Consider the following 25336-nt stretch of genomic DNA (forward strand, 5'->3'; position numbering starts at 1 on the left):
CATGTTCGAGAAAATGCAGCGGGCGTTCTGGAAAGCATTGACCCCGGATCTGATAGCGGATGAGCCGAAGGTGGTTGCTCAGCCTGTTTCTGGTCTGCCCGCGAATGTAGTGGCGGCGTTGGGCGGTGTGGATAACCTCAAGTCGCAGCAGCCTGTTGCGCTGACCCGGGTTCGGGTGGAGTTGCGGGATGTGGCGCGGATGGATCGGCAGGCTTTAAATGTAGCGGGGGTGCCGGGAGTCATGACGCTGGACGAAGGCGTGGTGCATTTGTTGATGGGGTCGGTGGTCGCCGGACGCTAGTTGATCAGATTCAAGAGCCACCCCTCACCCCAGCCCTCTCCCCACTGGGGAGAGGGGGAAAGGGAGCAGAACTTCAAGCTTTTCAAACTTGAGTTCGACTCGATTTTTCAGGTCGATGTAGCTCCAAGAACAACTCGGTCAGTCCCCTCTACCCCCTGGGGAGAGGGTTAGGGTGAGGGGTGGCCTCTGCGGCCATCCGCCACCCCACCCTTACTGTTTCTCAACCGCAGGTGTATCGTATTCGCCTTTTACAGGCCTCGCGCCTGTCGCTGATACGTGAGGTAGTTGAGTTCATGTCCTTTACCCGTCGCCAAATCCTCGGTGGCCTGGCCGGTCTTGTTGTCGTTGGTGTCGGAGCGGGGGGCGCGTCGCGGTACTGGTTGGGCAAGATGGCCGACGCCGACGCGGGCCACGACTACGAGCTGATCGCCGCACCACTGGACGTCGAGCTGGTGGCCGGGCACAAGACCGAAGCCTGGGCGTTCGGCCCGTCGGCGCCGGGCACCGAGTTGCGGGTGCGTCAGGGCGAATGGCTGCGGGTACGTTTCATCAACCACCTGCCGGTGGCGACCACCATTCACTGGCACGGCATTCGCCTGCCGCTGGAAATGGACGGCGTGCCCTACGTCTCGCAGCTTCCAGTGCTGCCGGGCGAATACTTCGATTACAAATTCCGCGTGCCCGACGCCGGCAGCTACTGGTATCACCCGCATGTGAACAGCAGCGAAGAACTCGGGCGCGGGCTGGTTGGCCCACTGATCATTGAAGAGCGCGAACCTACCGGCTTCAAGTACGAGAAGACCTTGAGCCTCAAGAGCTGGCACGTCGATGACGAGGGCGCTTTTGTCGCGTTCAGCATTCCTCGCGAAGCGGCCCGTGGTGGCACGGCGGGGCGTCTGTCGACCATTAACGGTGTCTCGGAAGCGGTGATCGAGTTGCCCGCCGGGCAGATCACCCGGGTGCGCCTGCTCAACCTCGATAACACCCTGACCTACCGACTCAACATTCCTGGCGTTGAAGCGCAGATTTACGCGCTGGATGGCAACCCCATCGAGCCGCGGCCACTCGGCAAGGAATACTGGCTCGGCCCGGGCATGCGCATTTGTCTGGCGATCAAGGCCCCGCCGGCCGGTGAGGAACTGTCCCTGCGCAACGGCCCGGTTCGCCTTGGCACGTTCCGTTCGGTGGCGAACGCCGATGCACCGACCGAGTGGCCACCCGCACTGCCCGCCAACCCGGTGGCCGAGCCGGACCTGGCCAATGCCGAGAAACTCAACTTCAATTTCGAATGGGTAGGCTCGGTGTCGGTGAACGTCGACAATGGCAAGCCGCCGAGCCTGTGGCAGATCAATGGCAAGGCCTGGGACATCACCGACAAAACCTGCGCCGACCGCCCGATTGCCAAACTCGAGAAGGGCAAGAGCTACATTTTCGAATTGAAGAACATGACTCAGTATCAACACCCGATTCATTTGCACGGCATGAGCTTCAAAGTCATCGCCTCGAACCGGCACAAGGTCATCCCGTACTTCACTGACACTTACTTGCTGGGTAAAAACGAGCGCGCGCAAGTCGCGCTGGTGGCGGATAACCCAGGGGTATGGATGTTCCACTGCCATGTGATCGATCACATGGAAACCGGCCTGATGGCCGCCATTGAGGTGGCGTGATGCGTCAGATACGTCCTGCAGCAATCATCGACCGCAGCCGTGATCGCGACTTCATGCGCGAAGCCCTGGTCCTGGCCGCCCAAGGCGCGGCCCTGGGCGAAGTGCCGGTGGGCGCGGTGCTGGTGCAGGACGGTGAAATCATCGGCCGGGGTTTCAATTGTCCGATCAGCGGCAATGACCCGAGTGCTCACGCCGAGATGGTTGCAATCCGCGCGGCGGCATTGGCGGCTAGCAACTATCGGCTACCGGGCAGCACGCTCTATGTGACGCTTGAGCCGTGCAGCATGTGCGCCGGGCTGATTGTGCATTCGCGGATTGCGCGAGTGGTGTACGGCGCGCTGGAGCCGAAGGCCGGGATTGTGCAGAGTCAGGGGCAGTTTTTTACCCAAGGGTTTCTCAACCACCGGGTGTTGTATGAAGGCGGGGTGTTGGCGGAAGAGTGTGGGGCTGTTCTCAGCGAATTCTTCAAGGCCCGAAGAGCCAAACCCACAGACTAAACACCGACCCCTGTGGGAGCGAGCCTGCTCGCGAATGCGGTTTAACATTCAACAGAGATGTTGACTGACCCACCGCATTCGCGAGCAGGCTCGCTCCCACAGGTAATGCCCATTGGTAAGGAGATCGGGGGTTATTTGCGGGCCACGATGACGGCACGCATCGGCGCTGGTAGCCCTTCAACTGTTTTGCTGTGATCTTCCGGATCAAGGAAATCACTCAACGACTGATACTTCATCCACTCAGTGCCACGCTGTTCCTCGACGCTGGTCACGCTGACATCCACGCACCGCACATCGTTGAACCCGGCGCGCCGCAACCAAAGCATCAGCGCGGGCACTGACGGCAGGAACCATACGTTACGCATCTGCGCGTAACGGTCTTCCGGCACTAATACCTGCTGCTGATCGCCCTCGATCACCAGTGTCTCCAGCACCAATTCGCCGCCCTTGACCAGGCAATCCTTCAGCGCCAGCAAATGCTCGATCGGTGAACGACGGTGATAAAACACCCCCATGGAAAACGCCGTATCGAAGCCTTCCATGTTCGGCGGCAGGTCTTCGAACGGGAACGGCAGGTGCCAGGCATTGGGCTCGGACAGGTAACGCTGCACCGCCTGGAACTGACAGAAGAACAGCCAGTTCGGGTCAACACCAATCACACTGTCGGCCCCGGCACCGAGCATGCGCCACATGTAATAGCCATTGCCGCAGCCGACATCGAGGATGCGTTTACCCTTCAGATCCAGATGCGGTGCAACCCGCGACCACTTCCAGTCCGAACGCCATTCAGTGTCGACATGCACGCCAAACAGATCGAACGGCCCTTTGCGCCACGGCGACAAGCCCATCAGTGCGGTGCGCATCTGAGCGCGGGTTTCGTCGTCGCAATCGGTGTCCAGCGTCAGACTATTCAGCAAATCAACTTCGCTCGGCTGAATCTTCGGCAAGGCGTCCAGCGCACTTTGCCAACGCTCCAGGTCGCCATGACCCTTTTCCATTTTCTTGTCGAGTTGTGCTTGCAGGGTGTTAGCCCAGTCGGCCAGCGGTGTGCCGGCCAAACGGCGGGCAAGGGGGGACAGATCAATCATGGCAAGGCAATCAACGAGGCAAAGTTAAGACACTGGAACCACGGCACGACTTTCGAGAACCCGGCGGCCAACAGGCGCTCGCGGTGTTCTTCGAGGCTGTCGGGCTTCATGACGTTTTCAATGGCGCTGCGCTTCTGGGCAATCTCGAGTTCGCTGTAGCCGTTGGCGCGTTTGAACGCGACATGCAGATCGGTGAGCAGCGCGTGTTCGTCCGGATCATTGAAGCGCAACTTCTCCGACAGAATCAGCGCGCCACCGGGCAACAGCGACTGGCGGATACGCGAGAGCAACGCGGTGCGTTGCTCCGGGGCGATGAATTGCAGGGTGAAGTTCAGGGCGACCACCGAGGCTGGCTGAAATTCGAGGGCGAGGATGTCACCTTCGATCACTTCCACCGGCAGCAACTCCTGGAACATCGAGTCCTGACCGTTGAGGTACTCGCGGCAGCGTTCAACCATCGCCGCAGAGTTATCCACAGCGATGACGCGGCAGCCGTCGGTGCGTACGTGACGGCGCAGGGCCTGAGTCACCGCGCCGAGAGACGAGCCCAGGTCGTAAAGCACGCTGTTTGGCTGGGCGAACTGCGCGGCGAGCATGCCAAGGTTTTCAACGATGGTCGGATAACCCGGCACCGAGCGCTTGATCATGTCCGGGAACACCCGCACCACGTCCTCGTTAAAGGCGAAGTCGGGCACCTGGGCCAAAGGCTGGGCGAAAAGGCGATCGGGTTCTTTGCTCACGGCGGTTCCAGCGGTGTAGGGGGGGAAAAGGCGGGCATTTTAGCCAAATTGACGGGGGGATGCTTGGGTTGTCTGATAAACAGTGGGGAATTTACGAAGGGGGGCAGATGGGGCCTTGACTGCAGAGAGCATTTGGAAAAGACAAATGAATGACCAGGTCGGGAAGCAAGACTTGGTCATTCATTGTTTAGAGCAAGATCATTTGGGACGCATGAAAACGTTGAATACGGCTTTGCCAACGATGTGCAGCTCTTCGGTCCTGTTGTCTTTGCCTTTGAAGTCAAAGTTGATGATGTAGCGGAATGCCTCGGAGTTGTTCTCGACTACTTCGACGTTAATAGTGCCGCGTTCGGGTTTGTAGGTGTAAAAAGTCGTAAAGTCGTCGTTAGCTCCAGATTCATAATAATGTAATGTGTCAAATGGAAAGTTTGAGTCTGTGGGTGAATAGGTGCCGGACTGAATGTCACTGGAAAAAATAAACATCATCCCTTTTTTGGAATCGTTAAAGCCGTTTTCATAGCCTCGACCGATAAAAACAATCAAATTGCTGTTAATGTCTTCGTCGAACTGGATGTTTTGAGTATGAAACTCTACGCGGCCTGAAACCGTGGCTTTAATATCGCAGTTGACGCTGACAAAAGGGTCTAAAGAAAGCTTCGAATTTTTGCTTTTAAAAAGACTCATGATTTTCTTCCTTGGTTTACGTTCGTGGTTGGATAACGCCACTGGAAGAGTAAGTAGGTTAGAAAATCTGAGCTACTGTCAGATCTGACAGGTTTTTATAACGTTTCGAGATAGTTTGTCGATTTTATGGTTATGAAATCTGGCTAAGTTGCTATTTGTCTTTATTAAATGCCGAGGCTGCGATACCCCATTGTCCCAACCAGTAGCTGAGGATGATGATGTATGGCGCGGCGGCGAATGGTGATACGAAACGGTTAATGCCAATCACACTGTCCGAAAACACAAACGCCACCGCACCAGCCGCTGCCAGTAGCGCCGAGCGTTTGGGCACTTCGGTACCGAGCCGGGCCAGCGCCCGCCAAAGCATGGCGCTGATGGCCAGACCATAGACGATGACCGGGATCAACAAGGGACCCAAACCATTGGAAATCAAGATCCCCAGCAATACCGCGCCGACACCCAAAGCGATGATCAGCGGTAACAGCGCCACCCGCCGGCAATCGCTCAAATAGGCCTTCAGATACGCCAAGTGGGCAACCAAAAATGCCCCGAGACCGAACACAAACAAATCCCCCGGCCACGCCAGCAGCACATCGCCGAGCAGGGAGAAAATCAATCCAAGGCTGATCCAGCGCCGATATTCGCTGGGCGGTGCGTCATGCAACCAGCCGAGCAAGGCCAATACCGGCAGCGGTTTGACCAGCAGACACAGCAACGCCGCATGCACGCTGACGCCGTAGAGGAACGTCACCGCGCCCATCAGCGCCAGAATCAGCCAGCCCACGATCAGTTAACCGAGATGGCGCAGTCGAAGGTTTCCACCGCCGGTACTTCCGGTGCCCAAGGTTGTGAGTAGGTCAGGCGCAAACGGCCCGTGCCCGTGGCGAAGGACTGGAAGCGCCAGGTGGAGATGCCGGCGCTGCCGACGATCCCCGCATCTTCCGGGTTGCTGTAAACCTCGGGGCTGAGCGCGCGCAATACGCCACCGGCGGAATCCTGGATGGCCCAGCGGTAACCCGTGGTCGGGTTGCTTGGCAGGGTCAGGATCAGGTTTTGCCCGCTGTGCAGTTTTACCGGGCATTTGCTTTGTTTTTCCACGGTCACGTTCTGTTTCGGTTGCGTGGCGCACGCGGCCAGCAGGGAGAGGGCGAGGGGGACAAACAGGCGAGTGGGGGACATAGGGTCAGTGGCTCCGGCGTTCACGACGAACGGCGAGCATAACTGAAGATGAGACAAAGTGTGACAGTGCTGTCCATGGAGGAGCGTTTTGAAGGCGCAAGTTGGCTACAGCTAGCCAACTTGCCCCGTGATGAATGAAGCGAAGAGACGTTACTGTGCTTTTCTTGTACTACTTTGAGTGAGGTCGAAACTCCCCAAGATATCGATTTCGCGATCATCGACTTTGTTTTTTAGGATGGCGTGGAACGACATTGCGAAGTGCTGTTTCTGGTGGTCAAAGTTAACCGTGCACTCGCCTTTAGTAATAGTCGCGTCAATGCGCGTATCGTCCTTATAGTCGAAGAATAGCACTTCGTGAATACCGGCGGGGTAGACATGATTTCCGTTGGCTACATCCGGTTTCATGACGAAATAAATAATTCGAGAGTTATCAGGCTCTTCGTGGTTTTCAGTTCCTGAAAAATGATAGTAGCCGTGGAGATCTTTAAAGATCTGGAGAAAGCCTGGCTTATAAAAATCAGCTTCGAGACTGATTTTCGCAGTAATGTCGCCTGTCACGCTCGTAATAACAGTCATTTTAAGTCCTTTTAGATTTAGTCTTTGCATCGCTAGAATTAGTTGATGCTCAGAGCGAATAATAATTGAAGGAGTTTAAAATAAAACCTGTCAGAGTTGACAGGTTGTTATGCTGATTGGCGATTGGTTTTTGTATTTTTAATTCTATATAAGCGGAGTCTGCCAAGCGAATTGCCCGGCAGTTCCTTTGTTTCGTTAAAACAATATCTTCGCCACATCCGCAAAGCGCTTGGCAAAGTGCACGGTAATCCCTTCCTTCAGATAATCCGGCAGTTCTTCAAAGCTACCGCGGTTAGGCTCCGGCAGGATCAACTCGAAAATCTTCTGCCGCCGTGCCGCAATCACTTTCTCGCGCACGCCGCCAATCGGCAGTACATGCCCGGTCAACGTCAGTTCGCCGGTCATGGCCACGCCTTTTTTCGGCGGCTGGTTGCGCGCAAGCGAGAGCAGGGCGCTGGCCATGGTCACGCCGGCGCTCGGGCCGTCTTTCGGGGTGGCGCCTTCCGGTACGTGCAAGTGTACGAAAGCTTCGTCGAAGAACTTCGGATCACCACCGAACGACTTCAGGTTGGAGCTGACGTAGCTGTAGGCAATTTCCGCCGACTCTTTCATCACATCGCCCAATTGCCCGGTGAGTTTGAAGCCACGATTCAGGGTGTGAATGCGCGTGGCTTCGATCGGCAAAGTCGCGCCGCCCATGCTGGTCCAGGCCAGCCCGGTGATGACGCCGGTACCGGACAGCACTTGCTCGTTGCGGAAGACTGGATGGCCGAGTGAGGATTCGAGGTCTTTCGGGCCGAGCTTGATCACCGCTTTCGGCTCATCGATCAGCTTCACAACGGCTTTGCGCACCAGTTTGCCCAGTTGTTTTTCCAATTGCCGCACGCCGGCTTCACGGGCGTATCCGTCGATCAACGCTTTGAGGGCGCTGTCGCTGATACTCAGGCTGCCTTTGGACACGCCGGCCTTTTCCAGCTGCTTCGGCCACAGGTGACGTTTGGCGATGGCGATTTTTTCTTCGGTGATGTAACCCGACAGGCGAATAATTTCCATCCGGTCCAGCAACGGGCCGGGGATCGAATCCAGGGTGTTGGCGGTGCAGATGAACAGCACTTTCGACAGGTCCAGACGCAAGTCCAGGTAGTGGTCGAGGAATTCGACGTTCTGTTCCGGGTCGAGGGTTTCCAGCAGTGCCGAGGCCGGGTCGCCCTGGTAGCTCTGACCCATCTTGTCGATCTCGTCGAGCATGATCACCGGGTTCATCACTTCGACGTCTTTCAACGCATGCACGAGTTTGCCCGGCTGCGCGCCGATGTAGGTGCGGCGGTGGCCCTTGATCTCGGCTTCGTCGCGCATGCCACCGAGGCTGAAGCGGTAGAACGGCCGGCCGAGGGATTCGGCGATGGATTTGCCGACGCTGGTTTTACCTACGCCCGGCGGGCCGACTAGCAGCACAATGGAGCCGCTGATTTCGCCTTTGTAGGCACCGACCGCGAGGAACTCGAGGATGCGGTCCTTGATGTCGTCGAGGCCGGCATGGTGTTTGTCCAACACCTTGCGCGCGTGCTTGAGGTCGAGTTTGTCCTCGCCGTACACGCCCCACGGCACCGAGGTCGCCCAGTCGAGGTAGTTGCGGGTGACCGCGTACTCTGGCGAACCAGTCTCGAGGATCGACAGCTTGTTCATTTCCTCTTCGACGCGTTTTTGCGCCTGAGCGGGCAGAACCTTGCCTTCCAGGCGTTGTTCGAACTGTTCGATGTCAGCGCTGCGGTCGTCCTTGGTCAAGCCCAGCTCTTGCTGGATGACCTTGAGTTGTTCCTTGAGGAAGAACTCGCGCTGATGCTCGCCGATCTTGCGGTTAACTTCGGCGGAAATCTCTTTTTGAAGACGCGCGACTTCGACTTCCTTGCGCAGCATCGGCAGGACTTTTTCCATGCGTTTGAGCATCGGTACGCAGTCGAGCACTTCTTGCAGCTCGCTGCCGGTGGCCGAGGTCAGTGCGGCGGCGAAGTCGGTCAGCGGCGACGGATCGTTGGGGCTGAAGCGGTTGAGGTAGTTCTTCAGCTCTTCGCTGTACAGCGGGTTGAGCGGCAGCAGTTCCTTGATCGCGTTGATCAGCGCCATGCCGTAGGCCTTGACCTCGTCGGTCGGCTCGGTGGGCTGGTGCGGGTATTCGACTTCCACGAGGTACGGCGGGCGATGGTGTTTGAGCCAGGTGCGGATGCGCACGCGAGTCAGGCCTTGGGCGACGAATTGCAGTTTGCCGTTTTCGCGACTGGCGTGATGCACTTTGACCAGGGTGCCGTAGAGCGGCAGGGCCGAGGTGTCGAAATGACGCGGGTCTTCCTGGGGCGTGTCCATGTAGAACAGGGCCAGGGAGTGGTGATCGGATTTGCTCACCAGGTCGAGGGTTTCAGCCCAGGGTTCTTCATTGACGATGACCGGCAGCACTTGGGCCGGGAAGAACGGGCGGTTGTGGATCGGGATGATGTAGACCTTGTCCGGCAGGTTCTGGCCGGGCAGGGCGAGGCCTTTGCCGGTGGAGTGGTGTTCGGCGTTCTCTGGGTCGGCGTATTCGCTCGGGTCTTCGGGGAATTCTTGCTGGTCGCTCATGGGGCACCTGCGCAATGGGGTATGGGTCTTAGATGGGGCAGGTGGGGGGTGGTTTCAATGGCTCGGGATATTTCTGGGTGAGTGTTCAGGGTTTGGACAGGTGCTTTTGACTTGGCGGCCTTTGGGCCGACCATGTTGGTGGTTGACTGGGTACATATCCGTTTCTGCGGTAACGGCCACTTAGGGTTTCGCCCTTACGGCGACTCACTTTTTTTGACAAACGCCTCAAAAAAAGTAAGCAAAAAAAACGCTCGCCCCGAGCGTCCGGCCCCTCGCTTAGGCTCGGCGTTCCTTCGTTCCGGCATTCATCTGGGGGCATCGCCTCCGGTTGGCTTCGCTTCAACCTCCTCTCGATGTGTGCGGCTTCGCCGCACGGCGCTGCGCGCCTACCCCCCAGATGAACGCCTCCACTCAGCCTCCCGAAGGGGCGGGTGGATCAAGATCACAAGCTGCAGGCGAGCTAACGCTCGGCCTGATGAGTGGTGAGAAGCGGAAGGTGTACGCCGATTCATTGTAGGAGCGAGCGATGCGGCGACCCGACTTGCCCGCGATGGCGGCCTGACAGCCGACCAATCTCTTGCAGATGTACACCAAACCCCTGTGGGAGCTGGCTTGCCTGCGATGGCGGCCTGAAAGCCGACCAGTATTTTGCTGATGTACACGATCTACTGTGGGAGTGAGCCTGCTCGCGATGGCGATTGTTCATTCAACATTGATGTCGACAGACACACCGCTATCGCGAGCAAGCTCAGCTCCTACAGGGGATTAGCGGTGTGGCGCAGGTTTTGGTGTGTTGATGTTATCCAGCATCCGGTTCACCGCCAGTTCGGCCAGCATGACGATCTGCTGGATCGCCATCACCGTGTTCCGATGCGGGCCTTCCAGAAACCCCGCAAAATCACTGGCCATCACACTGGCCTGGGCCAACGATTCACAGGTATGGGCCAGCAGGTCTTCATCCGCGATATCCGGCGCCACCATATACATCGTGCTCGGCTTGCGGGTAGCGGGGGATTTGAGGGCGCAGGGATTGAGGTAGTGATTCAACGCACGTTCGGCGGCGTCGTTGAGTTTTTTGGAATCGAGGGATTCGTAGGGGGAAACGTCGTCGGTTTCCGGAGGATTCGGGGTTTCTTTGATCATGGTGAAGCTCCATTCGAAGAAAGGGAGTTCGCCACGACTGCGACCAAGCAGTTGGGTGGCAAACCGTACGCAGGTTGGTCGACCAGGGAATGGAACCCGGCAGGGCCGAAGCCCTCCCACGCACAGCTCGCCATGAAGCAAGCACGAAAAGTGCGCCATTCTAAACCTGGGCGACCAAACCCGGTCGCTGAATTTGCAGCGACGGGCAAAGCCTATCTCCCGACCTTCTGACGCGACAACCTATAGAACCTGTCGGAATCCTCCTCCAGAACAGCGACGGCTGTAGGACGTTGGCAAAAAAATTCAGACCTGACGCGAACCAATGTGGGAGCGAGCCGGCTCCGGGCGGCGTTCCGACGAATGCTGTTTAACATTCAACATTGATGGTGACTGACACACCGCTATCGCGAGCAAGCTCAGCTCCTACAGGGGATCAGTGGTGTGTCGGGCATTGCATTCAAAAATCATCACCCCAAAAAAAGGCGACCCCCTCACAGGAGTCGCCTTTCCTTTAACCGCCGCTAAAACTTACTCGGACAGTTTGTACGCAATCACGTAGTCACCTTGCTTGGTGCCCAGCGAACCATGACCGCCCGCAACGACCAGCACGTATTGCTTGCCGTCTTTACCGGTGTAGGTCATCGGCGTGGTTTGCGCGCCTGCTGGCAGGCGGCCTTCCCACAGTTGCTTGCCGTTTTTCACGTCATAGGCGCGCAGGTACTGGTCAAGGGTGCCACTCAGGAAGGCGACGCCACCGGCGGTGGTGAATGTGCCGCCCAGGCTTGGAACACCCATGCTCAACGGGATCGGAACCGGCGAGCTGTCGCGCACGGTGCCGTTTTTGTGTTTCCAGATGATTTTGCTGGTGGTCAGGTCGACCGCTGTCACGTAACCCCAGGCCGGTGCCTGGCACGGCAGGCCCAGTGGCGAGAGCAAGGGTTCGAGGATGACGCCGTATGGCGCGCCTTTGTTCGGCTGCACGCCTTCGGTTTCGCTTTTACGCGGGCCTTGGGCGGCGATTTCGGCGGCCGGGATCATTTTCGACTTGAACGCCATGTAGTCCGGGTTCATGAAAGCAATCTGACGCACCGGGTCAACCGAGATGCCGCCCCAGTCGAACACGCCGAAGTTGCCTGGATAAACGATCGAACCTTGCAGCGATGGCGGCGTGAACGGGCCGTCGTAGCGCATGGATTTGAAGTCGATCCGGCAGATCAGTTGGTCGAACGGGGTGACGCCCCACATGTCGCGTTCTTTCAGCGGCGGCGGCATCAGGTTCAGGTCGGATTTCGGCTGGGTTGGCGAAGTGTGATCACCTTCGACAGCGCCTTGTGGCACCGGCACTTCGTTGATCGGCACGATCGCCTGGCCAGTGCTGCGGTCCAGCACGTAGATGCTGCCTTGTTTGGTGGACGCGAGTACCGCTGGCTTCACGCCGTCTGCGGTTTTCAGGTCCATCAGGGTTGGCTGGCCGCCGACGTCCATGTCCCACAGGTCATGGTGGGTGAACTGGAAGTGCCAGCGCACTTTACCGGTGGCGATGTCGAGGGCGGTCAGGCCGGCGGCGTGCAATTCCGATTCAGGGGTGCGTGCACCACCGAACTGGTCCGGGGTCTGGTTGCCCATCGGCAGGTAAAGCATGCCGAGTTTTTCGTCGACCGCGAACATGGACCACATGTTCGGCGAGTTGCGGGTGTAGACCTTGCCTTCGGCAAGCGGTGTGGTGTCGTCCGGGTTGCCGCTGTCCCAGTTCCACACCAGTTTGCCGGTGTGCACGTCGAACGCGCGGATCACGCCGCTTGGCTCGTCGGTGGAAACGTTGTCGGTGACGTGGCCGCCAATCACGACCAGGTCTTTAGTGACCGCAGGAGGCGAGGTGGAGTAGTAACCGCCGGCGTTGAAGCCGCCGATGTTGGCGGTCAGATCGATCTGGCCACCGTTACCGAAGTCTTCGCACATTTTGCCGGTGTCGGCATTCAGGGCGATCAGACGGGTGTCGGCCGTCGGCAGGAGGATTCGGCGTGGGCAAGCGCTGGTGACAGGCGCGCTGGCGGTGCCCGTCGGGCTTTGCTCGGACGCGTAAGCGGCGTCATCGTGATACGACACGCCACGGCAGGTCATGTGCGCCCAACCCTTGAAGTTCGCCGCGTTTTGCGTGGAGAGCTTCGGATCGAAACGCCAGAGTTCCTTGCCAGTGTCCGGGTCCAGCGCGATCACCTGGCTGTGCGGCGTGCAGACGTAGAGCATGCCGTTGACTTTCAGCGGTGTGTTTTCGGCGGTGGTTTCACCCGGGTCGTTCGGCCCTGGCAGGTCGCCAGTGCGATAGGTCCAGGCCGGCACCAGTTTGTTTGCGTTTTGCGGGGTGATCTGCGCCAGTGGCGAGTAACGATCGCCATGGGCGCTGCGGCCGTAGGAGTTCCAGTCACCGTCCGGCATGGCTGGGGCAGTGTTGGTCATGCCCGGCACGCTGTCGCGGTCCAGTTGGCCTTTGATTTCACCGGGGTTGGTGAACAGGCTGGCCAGCGCGGCGATACCAGCGATGACCACGGCAGCGCTCAGCACACCAGTGCCGACCGGGTTGAACTCACCGCTACGCAACGGGCGACGAAACCACGGCAGCAGCATGACGATACCGAGGGTAAAAAGCAGTGCCAGACGTGGCACCAGTTGCCACCAGTCCAGACCGACTTCCCACAGTGCCCAGACTGTACTGGCAAACAGCACCACCGCGTACAGGCTCAGCGCCGCATAACGGTCGGCAATCAGCAGCACGCCGGTCAGCGCCAGGCCGATACCGGCCAGCAGGTAATACAGCGAGCCGCCGAGCATGCTCAGCTTGATCCCCCCGGCCAGCATGGCCAGGCCCATTAGCAGAAGCAGGATGCCGAGCAGGCTCGGCAGCAGACGGCTTCGACTCAAAGCACCATCAGTGCTCATAGTGTGGTTCTCCGTAACGTTTTAAGTAGTCCCGCGCAAGTTCACTGTAGATGATGATCTGGCGTGGGCATGGTTCAGTTGAAAGTGTTCGGTTGATGCAATCCATTGTGGGAGCGAGCCTGCTCGCGAAAGCGTCAGGCAACATTGATGTTGGCTGTGATGGCCTCTTCGCGAGCAGGCTCGCTCCCACAGGTTTTGCGTAAGTTTCAGAAGGACGATTGCACTTTGATCCCGCCAATCAGCGCGTCATCGACCTGGTCCACGCCACCGGGGTGGCGGATGTATTGCAGGTTCGGGCGCACGGTCAGCCAGTTCGTGACGTGCACGCCGTAATAGAGTTCGGCGCTGTATTCGGTGTCCTGCGGGGGCAGGAAGGACGGGTCGTCGTAGTCGAAGACCGCGCGGGCCTGATTGGTCGCCTCGGCGTTCTTGCGGTAGGCCGGGTTGACGTGGACGCGAGCCAGGGCGAAACCGATGTCGTCCTTGGTGCGTGCATCGAACAAGCCTTTGTAGACGACGCCAGCCTGGACATAGTTGTCGATGGCGTTGGTCTTCTTGTCATGCATCGTACCGTTGGCGAACACGCTCAGGCCGCGGGAGTTGTCGCTGGCGCGGCTTGTGATCTGCTGCTGCACACCGAGCCACACGCCGTGTTTGCTCGACGCGCTGCGGTAAGCCTCGCCACTCAGGGCGGCCGGCTGACCGTTGCTGTCCTTGTAAGCGTCGGTGGCGTTGGCACTGCTGTAGTAATAGCCGGCGCGGTATTCACCCGGCAGGCCGTTGAGCTTCGGCGACCACACCAATTCCACCGGCAGGATCGCGCCCTGGGTGCCGCTACCGCTGAGCTTGAAACCGTTGTCGCGATCGAGGTTCGACGGGTTCTGCTCATACGCTCCGACCTGCGCGTACAGCTCCGGTGTCAGGTGATATTTGACCCGCATCGCCCACTGGCTGACCGGCCAGTTGTACCAGATGCCACCGACCCAGTTGCCGACCTGAGAACCGCAGAACGCCAGGTTCTGGAAGTCGCAGGGGAAGCTGTTGAAGTCTTCGCCTTCGCCAAAACGACCGACTTTGATGTCGAGCTTCTGATCGAAGAATTTCTGCTGATACCACATCTGCGTCAGGCGCCAGGTCTGCCCGCGCCCCCAGACTTCCTGAGCCGAGGTGAAACCGCCGACCCGTGGGTCGTTGATCCGGTCGTTGCTGATGTTGTTGCCGTTGCGCTCGGTGAGGGTCAGCTGAAATTCGGCGTCGTCCCAGCCCAGAATCTTCTGCAAGTCCAGGTGCGTGCCGAGGCCAAACTGGTCGCTGTAGCGAGCGGTGCGGTCATGGTCGTAGCCACCGTGCAGATTGCTGCCCATTTCGCCGGTGTAATCGACTTTGAAGTCGTAGCCTTTTTCCGAAAGTTCGGTGCGCGTGCCGTTCCAGTCGCCGAGCATCCACGGCGAGTCGCTATCGAACGCCGGAGCGGCCTGGGTGCAAGTGGCGAGGCCCAACGCGGAGAATCCGCCGAACAGGTTCAGGGCTTTTCGACGAGCAATAGCGTTGCAGACAGCGCTGTCTCGCGGAGGTTGAAAATAAGGCATAGGGGAAGTAATTCTGGTCTTTTTCTGGGAGATGAACTGAAAACAAAAGGTATGAAACGGGCAGCGGAAGCGTTTCAGCATGGCGGGCGTAAGGATAAGGTCCTGTTACAAATAGAGAAAGGTCTTTTGCTGACATGCATCCTTTCGGATTTGGTAATAGTCCGTGGGAAAAGATCGCAGCCTCGTTTCACTCGACAGCTCCTACAGGTGAACGCATTCCAATGTAGGAGCTGTCGAGTGAAACGAGGCTGCGATCTTTTGCGTTTCACCTACATTTAACTGACAGCACACAGATCGCTTCCCCCCAACGAAGCCCTCGGCTAAGGTGCGCGGCTTCCCATTCTTTCACCGCTCGAAGGCCCGGCATGACCGAACAGAACAACAACCCGCTGCACGGCGTGACGCTGGAGCAAATCCTCAACGCGCTGGTTGAACATTACGAATGGTCGGGGCTGGCCGAGCGCATCGATATCCGCTGCTTCAAGAGTGACCCGAGCATCAAGTCGAGCCTGACATTCCTGCGCAAAACCCCGTGGGCACGGGAGAAGGTCGAGCGCCTGTACGTGAAGTTGATGCGCACCAAGCGCCCGGTCTGAATATGGCCAACCCACCGACGCCAGGTTCTGCCGCGAGGCGTCGTTTTGTCGCCGTGGCTGCGGTGCTTGGCTGGACGGGACTGAGCATTCAGCTGTACCTGATTTTCTACTCACGCTGGACGCTGGCGGCCAGCCTGCTCGGTGGGCTGGTCAGCTTCTTCAGCTATTTCACCGTGCTGAGTAATACGCTGGTGGCGACCGTGCTGACGTGTGAGCTGACGTCCCGCGAGTCGGCGGCGCGACGCTGGTTTTTGCAGCCGTGGGTGAGCAGCGGCATTGCCGTGAGCATCGCCGTGGTCGGCCTGGGGTACAACGTGTTGTTGCGCCATTTATGGCATCCGCAAGGCTGGCAATGGCTGGCCGATGAGCTGATGCATGACGTCATGCCACTGCTGTTTCTGGCTTATTGGTGGTGCTGTGTGCCGAAAGGCACGTTACGACTGCGGCATATCGCTGCGTGGGTGATCTATCCAGTGGTGTACTTCGCGTATGCGTTGTGGCGCGGGCATCTGCTGGCGGTTTATCCCTATCCTTTCATTGATGTCGAGAAGCTGGGTTATCCACAGGTGTTTGTGAATGCCGGGGGGTTATTGGTGGGGTTTGTACTGATTGCGCTTGTGTTTATCGGGCTGGATCGGTGGCTCGCGGGTCGAAAGTGAACACTTGTGGCGAGGGGACTTGTCCCCGTTGGGCTGCGAAGCAGGCCCAAAATTTCGGCAGCTGTCGAAGATTTTGGGAGCGCTTCGCACTCCAACGGGGACAAGTCCCCTCGCCACAAGAGCCCCCTCGCCACAAGAGCCCCCTCGCCACAGGAAACCTGGCAGGCACAAAAGTCGTGGTCATTCCTCGTCGCTGTCATCCGCCCGCCAGTAACCCACGGCTTTGACGAACTGCTCGTTCAAACCATGTTCATCGAGCAGCACCCGGCGTATCTGCCGCGACACTTTGCTCTCGGTCGCCACCCACGCGTACAAATTACCGCTGGGAACTTGCAGCTGTTTCACAGTCGTCAGCAAGTTGTCCTTGCCGCCCTCGCGCAATACCCAGATCACATTCACCTGCGCGGCGCTTTCCAGGCGTTGCTGTTCCGCGCCGTTCTCCACTTCCACGATCACCAATGCCCGGCGATTGGCCGCCAGGCCTTCCAGCCGCCGAGCGATCGCGGGCAGGGCGGTTTCGTCGCCGATCAGCAGGTAACTGTCGAAGACGTCCGGCACGACCATTGAGCCCCGTGGCCCGCCGATGTGCAGAAACTGGCCGGGTTTGGCCTGCTCGGCCCAGGTCGCGGCAGGGCCGTCGCCGTGCAGCACGAAGTCGATGTCCAGTTCCAGCGTGTCGAGGTCATAGCGGCGCGGCGTGTAGTCGCGCATCGCCGGCATCGGCCCGTTGTCTTTACCAGCACCGAGCACCAGGGTTTCCAGGGCGGCTTGTTCCGCCGCGTTTTGTGGGAACAGCAGTTTGATGTGGTCGTCCGTACCGAGACTGACAAAGCCCGCCAACTCCGGTCCACCCAACGTGATGCGGCGCATGCGTGGCGTGAGGTCGACCACCCGCAACACTTCCAGACGACGGCGTTTGATCTCGTGGCTGACACGGTGAATGGTTTGCACGATCACTTCAGTCATTCGGCTTGCTCCTGAACGGGTTGAACGACAGGGCCATCGACGATGGCTTTGGCGGTGTTGTTAAGCAGGTCGCGCACCCGCAGGATTTCGTCCGGGCTCCAGCGGCCGTGATGCATCTGCAAGGCATGACGCAAGTTGTGCACCGCTTCGTGGATCTCGGCCGGGCGGTCTTGACCACGCAATGAGCGTTTGCTGACTTCAATGCGCATCCGCACGCCGTCCAGTGCGATTGCCTGATCGCTTAACGACAGTCGTCCGGCGTCGGTGATGGCGTAGCGTTTTTTTCCGCCCTCGGCGTCGCCCAGGATCATCTCGCTTTCTTCAAGGAAGGTCAGGGTCGGGTAGATCACGCCGGGGCTGGGGCTGTAGGCGCCGTCGAACATGCTTTCGATCTGGCGGATGAGGTCATAGCCGTGGCAAGGCTGTTCGGCGATCAGCGCCAACAACAGCAGTTTCAGATCTCCGGGGGCGAAGACTCGTGGTCCGCGTCCACCACGTTCGCGGCCGGGGCCGGGGCGTTTCTCGAAGCCGTCGCGGCCGTCGCTGTGTTCTCGGTGAGAATGATGGTCTCTCATTTTGCCTCTTCTCTCGTTGTGTTTAGATACAACTTAAGATATATCTTTACGAAAAGGCAAGAGGGCAGGACGAACGGTCGGGAGGGCAGCGGTCTTGCCTGCACCTGCGTCAGCGCCATAGAAATAACGATCAAGTTCTAATTTTTATCGCTGGTCTTTTAGGGGGGGGTGAGTAGTATTGGTCTTACGGAAGTTATATTGCTTAGTTCATCTGTGTGCTTTTTATATTAAATCTGTGTGTAGTATTTATCTGACGGCCAAACAGTTGAATTATTGTTTTTTTAACTTTTTTCGTCATCTTCATGCGTCGTTGTTACTACATGTTCTTCGGAACTTACGTACTTACTTTCTCAAGCGATTGGCCGATCATTCTCCGGTGTCGAAAGTTAAGTCAAATCGCCATGATCTCGTACAGGGTGTTGGCTTTTTCAGACTTTTCTCGGCCCAATCCTTTTAAAAGACAGGTACTCAACATGTTCAAGAAGTTTGCAATCGCCGTTCCGATGACCCTCCTGGCACTGAGCGCTTCGGTGGCGTTCGCTGCGGAAGAAGCGCGCACGTCCATCAACATCAGCGCCACCATTCCTAGCAAGGTGTTCCACGCTCAACCGCGGAACCCGGACTTTGGTAAAGATGAAAGAATGGCCTACGTCCTGGGTGCTGGCACGTTGACGCCGGTGCGTGCGACTTATGACGTGCAACACACCAACGGTTCAGTAGGTGCCTACGTCGAAGGCGGCCCGCAACCGCTGTCCAACGGTATCAACACCATTGCGCTGACTTACTCCTTCAATGGCAAAACCCTGACAGGTGCTTCGCAAGAAGTGGTAGGGGATTCCGAGTCCAACGGCGGCATGCAGGCTGACCTGGTCATCGCTGCGGCCAAACCGGCCGATGGTCAGAATGGTCTGTACACCGCCACTCCGGTAGTGATTTTCGATGCCATCCCTCGCATCCCCGAGTAATACGGTTATGAATTAAGGCCTGCCCTTATTTGATGACGCTTACCGGTCGATGGGCAACTTCTGCCTGTCGATCGGGTTTCAACGTATTTATCTTCAGAGTATTTCGTTCATGTTCCCGATGACGCCCATCGCGACGGCGCTTGCCCTTCTTTTCTGTGCAACCGCCTTGGCCGCACCTACGGAAAACGGCACTACACCTCGAAGTCTGCTGGCGCAGGCCAAGGGCTTGCCGACCGAGTTCGAAGAGCACTTCTTTGATGTGCCGCTGGCAGTACGCGCGGAACTTGACCAACAGTTTCTCGGTGAGGCGATGGTCGTACTTACCCGCGATGATCGCATCACCCTCGTTGACTTCACCGATGTCAGCGACAGCACGTTCAAGCCCAGCGAACGCGACATCTGGTCGAGCTATCTGAAACAAGGCGTGGCCCTCGGCGGCTGCCAGGCCAAATGCCCTGAACAACTGCTGGCGGTGCACTACAGCCTGGAAAACTCGCTGGTGTCGATCCTCACGGAAAACGCCGAGCGTGACGATCAAGTGCAGCGTTACTACTCATTGCCCGAAGGCGGCAGCACTGGATTGATCGTGCGCAACCAGCTGAACCTCAATGGCGGTCAGAACCAGGACCTCGGCGGGCGATATGGTCTGGAAGCCAGCAGCAGCCTGGGTAACTGGACCCAAGCGGTCAATATGCAGCTGTCCCGACTGGGCGGCATGGATAACAAGCTCTATCACGCCGTGAATGAGCTTTATACCCAGCGCGAACTGGAAGGCAATTTTCTGCGGCTGGGCTATTTCACCCCCACCTCCGAAGGGCTCACCCGCCAGCCGCGCACCTTTGGCACCAGCCCCGACACCGCGCTGGGCGTCATGTATGGCAGCTCCGACAGCCTGGCCATCAATAATCCCAAGCCGGCGGTGTATCCGATCTATGTCACGGCCAATCGGTTGGGTTCGGTGGAAATCTATCGCGACGGTCTGCTGATCAACACCCAGGCCGTCCCCGCCGGGCTGCAAACCCTCGATACACGTCCGCTGCCGGGCGGTATCTATGAAGTGGAAGTACGCCTGATCGAGGACGGTCAGATCACGTCCAGCACCCTGGAGCTGGTCTACAAGCCGAACAACTGGCGCAACCATGACGAGCGCTGGCGTTACAACCTGTTCGCCGGCCGTGAATCCAAATTGCTCAGCAATTGGGAAGAGCAGGCCGATGGCGACATGACCGCTGGCGCGGCGTTCAACTTCCTGCTGCACCCGCGAGTGATCCTTGGCCTGAGTGGCCGGCAAGTGCGCGACAGCCTGCAATACGGCACGTCCATTGACTGGGCAATCGTCAACAACGCCAGCCTCTATGCCAACGTTTACCAAACCGAAAACTACGGCACTGGCATGGATGTGCAGGGGCTGTATTCCTACGGCAGTGGCAGCATCGTCGCCAGCCATAACCGCAGCTGGCTCGACACGACCCGGCTCTACGACACGCTGCCGGACGGCACGCGGGTACGGCAGCGCAACGTTTTTGTCGGCCAGACCAGCAACTCTTCGTTGTCATTGAATCACCGGCTCACCAGCAAAAGCTCGATCAATGCCCGGGTATCCCACAGTGAAGGCAACACCGAAGGCACGGGCGTGGACCTCGGGTGGACGCAGCGCACCCAACTGTTTGGCAGCGATGCCAACTGGCGGCTGTCACTGTTCGACCGGCCGGGCAGTTTCAGTTCAGGGGACGACCGCAATCGTGGCATCGACCTGAGCATCAACGTTGCCTTGGGTGGTCCCGGTGAGCAGATCTCCGGCAGTATTGGTACCCGCACTGCGCGCGACGGCGGTCGGGATAACAACGCGTCGATTACCTACCGCAAAGACCTGCAGGATCACCTGCTGCAAAGCGTTTCTGCGACCGCGATCACCGACACCTACGGTGTCGGGTTGAACGCGATGGCGACGATGCAATCGGACCTGGCCAATGGCGACGGTTTTATCCAGCGTTCGTCCTTCAACAACGACTTCACCGGTGGCCTGAACCTGGACAGCACCGTGGCCGTCGGCGGGCAGAAAATGGTTATGACCAGCCAGTACCACCGCAACGGTGCCGGCATGATCATCGACGTGGAATCGGACGTCGAGGACATCGCCCTGCGTGCCGACGATTTGAGCGGCGGCAGTGCGGTCCTCAAACCGGGGCGCAACTTCGTGCCGATCACCGCCTATAAAAGCAGCTCCGTCAGTTTCGACTTCGAGGGCAACGATGTGCCCGCCGCGACCATTCAACCGGCACGTTCCAGCTATCACCTGAACAAGGGCGGCGTGGAGTATCGCCAAATCAAGGTCATGAGAACCCTCACCGTCCTCGGTCGCCTGATTGACCCCCAAGGCAACCCGCTCAAGGGCCACCACATCATCAACCACGCCAGTCGTGGAGTGAGTGAAGTGGACGGCTTCTTCTCCATGGAAATGAACGCCGGTTCACCGACCCTGGAAGTGCGTCACGGTAATCAGTTGCTGTGTCAGTTCCGCCTCGACCCGAGCAGTGGGCGCACTGAAAACAACGTGCTGATGATCGGCGATTTGCGCTGCACGCCGGACACGTTGGCGGATGCAGCTTTCATCAATCGGACGGCGGGTTGATAGCCGCAGAACGTGATTAATCAACGAGGTAAGGGACGATGAAACGTCTGTTGGCATTATTTGGTTTTTGTTTGTTCACCCAGACTGCTCACGCCACACCGAGCATCAATATCGGCACTGTGTACGACTATCTGGACGGGGACAAAAGTACCTACCTGAAACGGGTTTTCAATGGCGGCGACAGCACCGCGTTTGTGAAGGTCAACATTCTCGAGATCCTCTATGACGCCGACGGCAAATCACAGGAAGTACCCCTCAAGACCCAGGGCGATGGCAGCGCCCGTGACGGCTTGATGGCCAGCCCGGCGCGGCTGATCGTGCCGGCCAATGGCATGCAGGGCACGCGATTGCTGTTCATGGGCGAGCGCGACAAAGAGCGCTATTTTCGCGTGCGTTTCGTCCCGGTGGTGCCCGAGAAAGAAGACGAGTTCGCCGTCTCCAGCGAAGAGCGTGAGGACTACAAGAAAACCCTCTCCGCCGGGGTCAACGTACTGGCCGGTTACGGCGCGGTGTTTTTCGTGCGACCCAAAGACGCACGTTTCGACAGCGCGATCGAAAACACCGGGGGCACTTATCGAATTCGCAACAATGGCAACACTGTCGTGGTGATCGATGAGTTCAAGGACTGCTCGGTTAAAAACGAACAGGACTGCCAGCCCACGACCAAACATCACATCCTCGCGGGCCGTACCTTTCAGTTCGAGAAACAGGCCGGTCGCGAATACCGTTTCACCCTGGTTGAAGGTGAAAAAAGCAAAAAACTGGACGTGAAGGGTTAACCCCGGGTGATGACTATGTTCAAAAAACTGACCTTCGTGTTTGTCTCGGCCATTGCCGTGTGGACCTCCACGCCGGTTTTTGCTGCCCGGGAGGAACACCGTTTCGATGTGTTCGTGACGATTCCGACCTTGGCGTTTTATGTGATTCCCGCAGACCCCGGCTGGATTCATCGCGAGCAGCAACTGCCGTGGAATCTGACAGCGTCGACGTTGGGCGGCTTGCGCAAGTATTTCGACGTCAAGAACGAGGCCGGTTCGATCGAAGCCCGGCTTGAAGGTCGACCGTATCTGTCCAACGGTACTGAGGCCCATGACATTGGTTTGCGGGTGATGTTCAACGGCAAATTGTTGAGCGAGCAGGAGAACAGCGAAGTGGTTTCCCTGACTGACGCAGCTGTAGGCAAACGCGTCTTGCTGGAAATCGTCCCGATGCCACCTGTCGATGGGGTGTACAAGCCCGGCAATTACTTTGGCAGCGTCAACATGATCTTCAACGCGGTGATGCCGGGTGCTTGATACCGATTTTATGAGGCTAAAGTGATGAACCGTTTTCAGCCATTCCAACGATGTGCAGGTGTGATTGTTTTGTTCTCGGTGTGGCTGTCATCGGCCTGTGCTGAGGAGGTATCGATTCAAGCCTCGTTCAAACCGGATTCGGCGAACCCGCAACGCAATAAATTCAAGAACGACACGCCGCCCAGTGGTTATTGTGCGGCGCGTCCCCAGGACTGCCTGGACAACGAAATGTTCAGTCTGCGGGTGCCGATCCAGTTCGACTCCAGTGGGCCGATCGCTGCCAATCATGAGGATCCACGCAAGGGCGCGATGATAAAAGTACCCGCCCAGTGGCGGGAATTGACGGTTCTCCATGAAACAACCGGCGAACCGGAAACCGTAAAGGTTCGCATCGCCGGTATCGGCTCCCAATTCGTGACCGAAGACGTCATCAGTCTGGTGGGCGGAGGAACCGACTATCGCGTCGCCCACAATCAATTGTGGGGCAGCAGTTGGGTGTACGCCCCCTCTCCCTGTCTTTACAGCGGCGTGGGTTTATTCGGCTCGTATTACTACGCTTTTTTCTGGAAGACCCCGATTGAAGGGGCGTGTGAGAAACAGGCCAAGTTCGATGTGCCTTGGCTGCACTATCAGTACGTTGATTTTGCCTATGAATTGGTAACCCCCAACCCATTAGGTATGTCCTCGGGAAAGTACGTTGGAAATCTGACCTACACGCTCGGCCCCGGGATGGACTTCGACATGGGCGACATCATGCAGCCCAGTAGTTCGATCCTGACCTTGAACTTCGAACTGGACGTCCAGCACACCCTCAAGGTCGATGTGCCGCCAGGTGGCAATCGCGTTGAATTGGTGCCCCAGGGTGGTTGGCAATCCTGGCTGACTCAAGGCCGAAAACCGACACGCCTGTTCCGCGACCAGACCTTCAATATTTCCGCCAGCTCACGCTTCAAAATGCAGCTGGAATGCCAATACGTCCAAGGCAATACCTGCTCGCTGAGTGACCCTCTGTCCGGTCACTTTGTGCCGCTGAACGTCAGCGTGAGCCTGCCCCATGGTTTGACAGACGCGGGTGGGCAAGCGGTCAATCGCCGCCCGTTACGGCTTGACGGCAGCGGCACGCAGTTGTTCCTGCCGGGGTTTTATGTGGACCGAAAACCGGGAACGCTGCATTTCGAAATACCCGCAAATGAAGTGGCGGAGATGATTCGACCCGGACAACAGCGGCAGTATTCGGGCAGCGCGACAGTGATCTGGGATTCGGAAGTTTAGTGGCTTCGCGCAAGCTGGGGCGCGTCACGATGTGGGGCCATGTGGCCAAGTTACCGATTTTAAAAGGCTAAGGGATGAACCATTTTCAGACGTTCCAACGAGCAGGTGTGATTGTTCTGTTGTCGGTATGGCTGTCATCGGCCTGGGCTGAGGAAGTATCGATTCAAGCCTCGTTCAAACCGGACTCGGCGAACCCGCAACGCAATAAATTCATCAATGACACGCCGCTCAGTGGTTATTGCGAGTACTACCCTCAGATGTGCAATGACAATGAAATGTTCAGTCTGCGGGTGCCGATCCAGTTCGATTCCAATGGGCCGATCACCGCCAACCACGGGGATCCACGCAAGGGTGCAATGATAAAGGTCCCGGCAATGTGGCGGGAGTTGACAGTCTTTCATGAAACCACCGGTGAGCCTGAGACAGTGAAGGTGCGTATCGCAGGTTTAGGATCTAACTACGAGACTGACGACGTAATCGAACTGGTGGGCGGTGCCGAAAATCATGGGGTCGCCCACCAACAGCTGTGGGGCAGCCGCTGGGTGAACGCACCTGCTCCCTGTCTTTACAGCGGTTTTGGGTTTTACGGAGCGCGTGCCTATGCTTTTTTCTGGAAGACCCCGACAGAAGGTTCGTGTGAAAAGCAGGCCAAGTTCGATGTGCCGTGGCTGCGCTATCAGTATCTGGATTTTGCCTATGAGCTGGTGACGCCTAACCCGTTGGGCATGTCCGCCGGAAAATACTTTGGAAATCTGACCTACAGCCTTGGGCCAGGAGCGGACTTCGACATGGGCGATATCATGCAGCCCAGTAGTTCGGCCCTGACACTGAATTTCACGCTGGATGTTCAGCACACCCTCAAAGTCGACATACCCCCGGGAGGCAATCGCGTTGAGCTGGTCCCGCAAGGCGGCTGGCAATCCTGGCTGACCCACGGGCGCAAACCAACGCGCCTGTTCCGCGACCAGACCTTCAATATTTCCGCCAGTTCGCGTTTTAAAATGCAGCTGGAATGCCAATACGTCCAAGGCAATACCTGCTCGCTGGGTGACCCCCTGTCTGGTCACTTTGTGCCGCTGAACGTCAGCGTGAGCCTGCCCCATGGTTTGACGGACGCTGGCGGGCAACCGGTCAATCGCCGGCAGTTACGGCTTGATGGCAGCGGGACGGAGCTGTTCCAGCCGGGGTTTTATGTGGATCGCAAACCCGGAACGCTGCACTTCGAGATTCTCGCAACTGAAGTTGCAGAGATGATTCGTCCCGGACAACAAAGGCAGTACTCAGGCAGCGTGACAGTGATCTGGGATTCGGAAGTGGGCTGAAAAAAGGTCCCTGAAGGTGTTTGATGATCACCTTCAG

23 protein-coding genes are annotated in these 25336 nt (G+C 58.0%); 11 read left to right on the forward strand and 12 right to left on the reverse strand.

Going from position 1 to position 25336, the window contains the following annotated elements; all coding sequences use genetic code 11:
- Position 1 precedes the first annotated feature (1 nt).
- The 3 genes from ACYZTW_RS06265 to tadA all read left to right on the forward strand — a co-directional run bounded on the left by ACYZTW_RS06265 (position 2) and on the right by tadA (position 2468).
- The gene (locus ACYZTW_RS06265) at positions 2–301 is read left to right on the forward strand and encodes a PTS transporter subunit EIIB (protein WP_462004170.1); all 300 of its coding nucleotides are present in this window, start codon (positions 2–4) and stop codon (positions 299–301) included.
- Between the two features lie 293 nt (positions 302–594).
- Positions 595–1971: a multicopper oxidase family protein gene (locus ACYZTW_RS06270; RefSeq protein WP_462004171.1), complete on the forward strand. Its 1377-nt coding sequence runs from the start codon at positions 595–597 to the stop codon at positions 1969–1971.
- Positions 1971–2468: a tRNA adenosine(34) deaminase TadA gene (tadA, locus tag ACYZTW_RS06275; protein ID WP_462004172.1), complete on the forward strand. Its 498-nt coding sequence runs from the start codon at positions 1971–1973 to the stop codon at positions 2466–2468. Before ACYZTW_RS06270 ends, tadA begins: the two co-directional genes overlap by 1 nt.
- 131 nt (positions 2469–2599) lie before the next feature.
- Here tadA and cmoB read toward each other — a convergent pair whose 3' ends face one another.
- The 10 genes from cmoB to ACYZTW_RS06325 all read right to left on the reverse strand — a co-directional run bounded on the left by cmoB (position 2600) and on the right by ACYZTW_RS06325 (position 15017).
- The gene (gene cmoB / locus ACYZTW_RS06280) at positions 2600–3556 is read right to left on the reverse strand and encodes a tRNA 5-methoxyuridine(34)/uridine 5-oxyacetic acid(34) synthase CmoB (RefSeq protein ID WP_462004173.1); all 957 of its coding nucleotides are present in this window, start codon (positions 3554–3556) and stop codon (positions 2600–2602) included.
- Entirely contained in the window at positions 3553–4296 is a 744-nt protein-coding gene (gene cmoA / locus ACYZTW_RS06285) for a carboxy-S-adenosyl-L-methionine synthase CmoA (protein ID WP_462004174.1), read from the reverse strand. The genes cmoB and cmoA overlap by 4 nt, the downstream gene beginning before the upstream one ends.
- Before the next feature lie 198 nt (positions 4297–4494).
- Positions 4495–4980, reverse strand: a complete 486-nt coding sequence (locus ACYZTW_RS06290; RefSeq protein WP_462004175.1) for a hypothetical protein — start codon at positions 4978–4980, stop codon at positions 4495–4497.
- A gap of 151 nt (positions 4981–5131) precedes the next feature.
- Positions 5132–5764 carry a lysoplasmalogenase gene (locus ACYZTW_RS06295; RefSeq protein WP_462004176.1) on the reverse strand — a complete coding sequence of 211 codons (633 nt, stop codon included), beginning with the start codon at positions 5762–5764 and terminating at the stop codon, positions 5132–5134.
- A 2-nt stretch (positions 5765–5766) separates the two neighbouring features.
- Positions 5767–6159, reverse strand: a complete 393-nt coding sequence (locus tag ACYZTW_RS06300) for a protease inhibitor I42 family protein (RefSeq protein ID WP_462004177.1) — start codon at positions 6157–6159, stop codon at positions 5767–5769.
- A gap of 150 nt (positions 6160–6309) precedes the next feature.
- Positions 6310–6735: a hypothetical protein gene (locus ACYZTW_RS06305; protein ID WP_462004178.1), complete on the reverse strand. Its 426-nt coding sequence runs from the start codon at positions 6733–6735 to the stop codon at positions 6310–6312.
- 195 nt (positions 6736–6930) lie between these two features.
- Positions 6931–9348, reverse strand: a complete 2418-nt coding sequence (gene lon, locus ACYZTW_RS06310) for an endopeptidase La (RefSeq protein ID WP_462004179.1) — start codon at positions 9346–9348, stop codon at positions 6931–6933.
- A gap of 765 nt (positions 9349–10113) precedes the next feature.
- The gene (locus tag ACYZTW_RS06315; protein WP_462004180.1) at positions 10114–10491 is read right to left on the reverse strand and encodes a DUF6124 family protein; all 378 of its coding nucleotides are present in this window, start codon (positions 10489–10491) and stop codon (positions 10114–10116) included.
- 528 nt (positions 10492–11019) lie between these two features.
- Positions 11020–13428, reverse strand: coding sequence for a glucose/quinate/shikimate family membrane-bound PQQ-dependent dehydrogenase (locus ACYZTW_RS06320; protein ID WP_462004181.1), 2409 nt, complete (start codon positions 13426–13428; stop codon positions 11020–11022).
- A 206-nt stretch (positions 13429–13634) separates the two neighbouring features.
- Positions 13635–15017: a carbohydrate porin gene (locus ACYZTW_RS06325; RefSeq protein WP_462004182.1), complete on the reverse strand. Its 1383-nt coding sequence runs from the start codon at positions 15015–15017 to the stop codon at positions 13635–13637.
- 365 nt (positions 15018–15382) lie between these two features.
- On the opposite strand from ACYZTW_RS06325, the gene ACYZTW_RS06330 reads away from it, so the two are divergent.
- Both ACYZTW_RS06330 and ACYZTW_RS06335 read left to right on the forward strand, forming a co-directional pair.
- A complete protein-coding gene (locus tag ACYZTW_RS06330; RefSeq protein WP_007944895.1) occupies positions 15383–15613 on the forward strand; it encodes a VF530 family protein in 231 nt (76 codons plus the stop codon).
- Positions 15614–15615: 2 nt separating this feature from the next.
- Positions 15616–16272: a Pr6Pr family membrane protein gene (locus ACYZTW_RS06335; protein WP_462004183.1), complete on the forward strand. Its 657-nt coding sequence runs from the start codon at positions 15616–15618 to the stop codon at positions 16270–16272.
- 180 nt (positions 16273–16452) lie between these two features.
- Here ACYZTW_RS06335 and ACYZTW_RS06340 read toward each other — a convergent pair whose 3' ends face one another.
- Together ACYZTW_RS06340 and ACYZTW_RS06345 are read right to left on the reverse strand one after the other, a co-directional pair.
- The gene (locus ACYZTW_RS06340) at positions 16453–17238 is read right to left on the reverse strand and encodes a siderophore-interacting protein (RefSeq protein ID WP_462004184.1); all 786 of its coding nucleotides are present in this window, start codon (positions 17236–17238) and stop codon (positions 16453–16455) included.
- Entirely contained in the window at positions 17235–17813 is a 579-nt protein-coding gene (locus ACYZTW_RS06345) for a PadR family transcriptional regulator (RefSeq protein WP_462004185.1), read from the reverse strand. The genes ACYZTW_RS06340 and ACYZTW_RS06345 overlap by 4 nt, the downstream gene beginning before the upstream one ends.
- A 473-nt stretch (positions 17814–18286) precedes the next feature.
- On the opposite strand from ACYZTW_RS06345, the gene ACYZTW_RS06350 reads away from it, so the two are divergent.
- The 6 genes from ACYZTW_RS06350 to ACYZTW_RS06375 all read left to right on the forward strand — a co-directional run bounded on the left by ACYZTW_RS06350 (position 18287) and on the right by ACYZTW_RS06375 (position 25299).
- Complete coding sequence (locus ACYZTW_RS06350) at positions 18287–18778, forward strand: CS1 type fimbrial major subunit (protein WP_462004186.1); 492 nt, start codon at positions 18287–18289, stop codon at positions 18776–18778.
- A 109-nt stretch (positions 18779–18887) separates the two neighbouring features.
- Positions 18888–21410 (forward strand): CS1-pili formation C-terminal domain-containing protein, encoded by a 2523-nt coding sequence (locus ACYZTW_RS06355; protein ID WP_462004187.1) that lies wholly within the window; start codon positions 18888–18890, stop codon positions 21408–21410.
- Between the two features lie 38 nt (positions 21411–21448).
- A complete protein-coding gene (locus ACYZTW_RS06360; protein ID WP_462004188.1) occupies positions 21449–22189 on the forward strand; it encodes a molecular chaperone in 741 nt (246 codons plus the stop codon).
- Between the two features lie 15 nt (positions 22190–22204).
- Positions 22205–22705 carry a CS1 type fimbrial major subunit gene (locus ACYZTW_RS06365; protein WP_462004189.1) on the forward strand — a complete coding sequence of 167 codons (501 nt, stop codon included), beginning with the start codon at positions 22205–22207 and terminating at the stop codon, positions 22703–22705.
- Positions 22706–22729: 24 nt separating this feature from the next.
- Positions 22730–23977 carry a hypothetical protein gene (locus ACYZTW_RS06370; protein WP_462004190.1) on the forward strand — a complete coding sequence of 416 codons (1248 nt, stop codon included), beginning with the start codon at positions 22730–22732 and terminating at the stop codon, positions 23975–23977.
- Between the two features lie 74 nt (positions 23978–24051).
- Positions 24052–25299 carry a hypothetical protein gene (locus tag ACYZTW_RS06375; protein WP_462004191.1) on the forward strand — a complete coding sequence of 416 codons (1248 nt, stop codon included), beginning with the start codon at positions 24052–24054 and terminating at the stop codon, positions 25297–25299.
- Positions 25300–25336 lie beyond the last annotated feature (37 nt).

It is taken from the genome of Pseudomonas sp. LB3P25 (assembly GCF_054897985.1).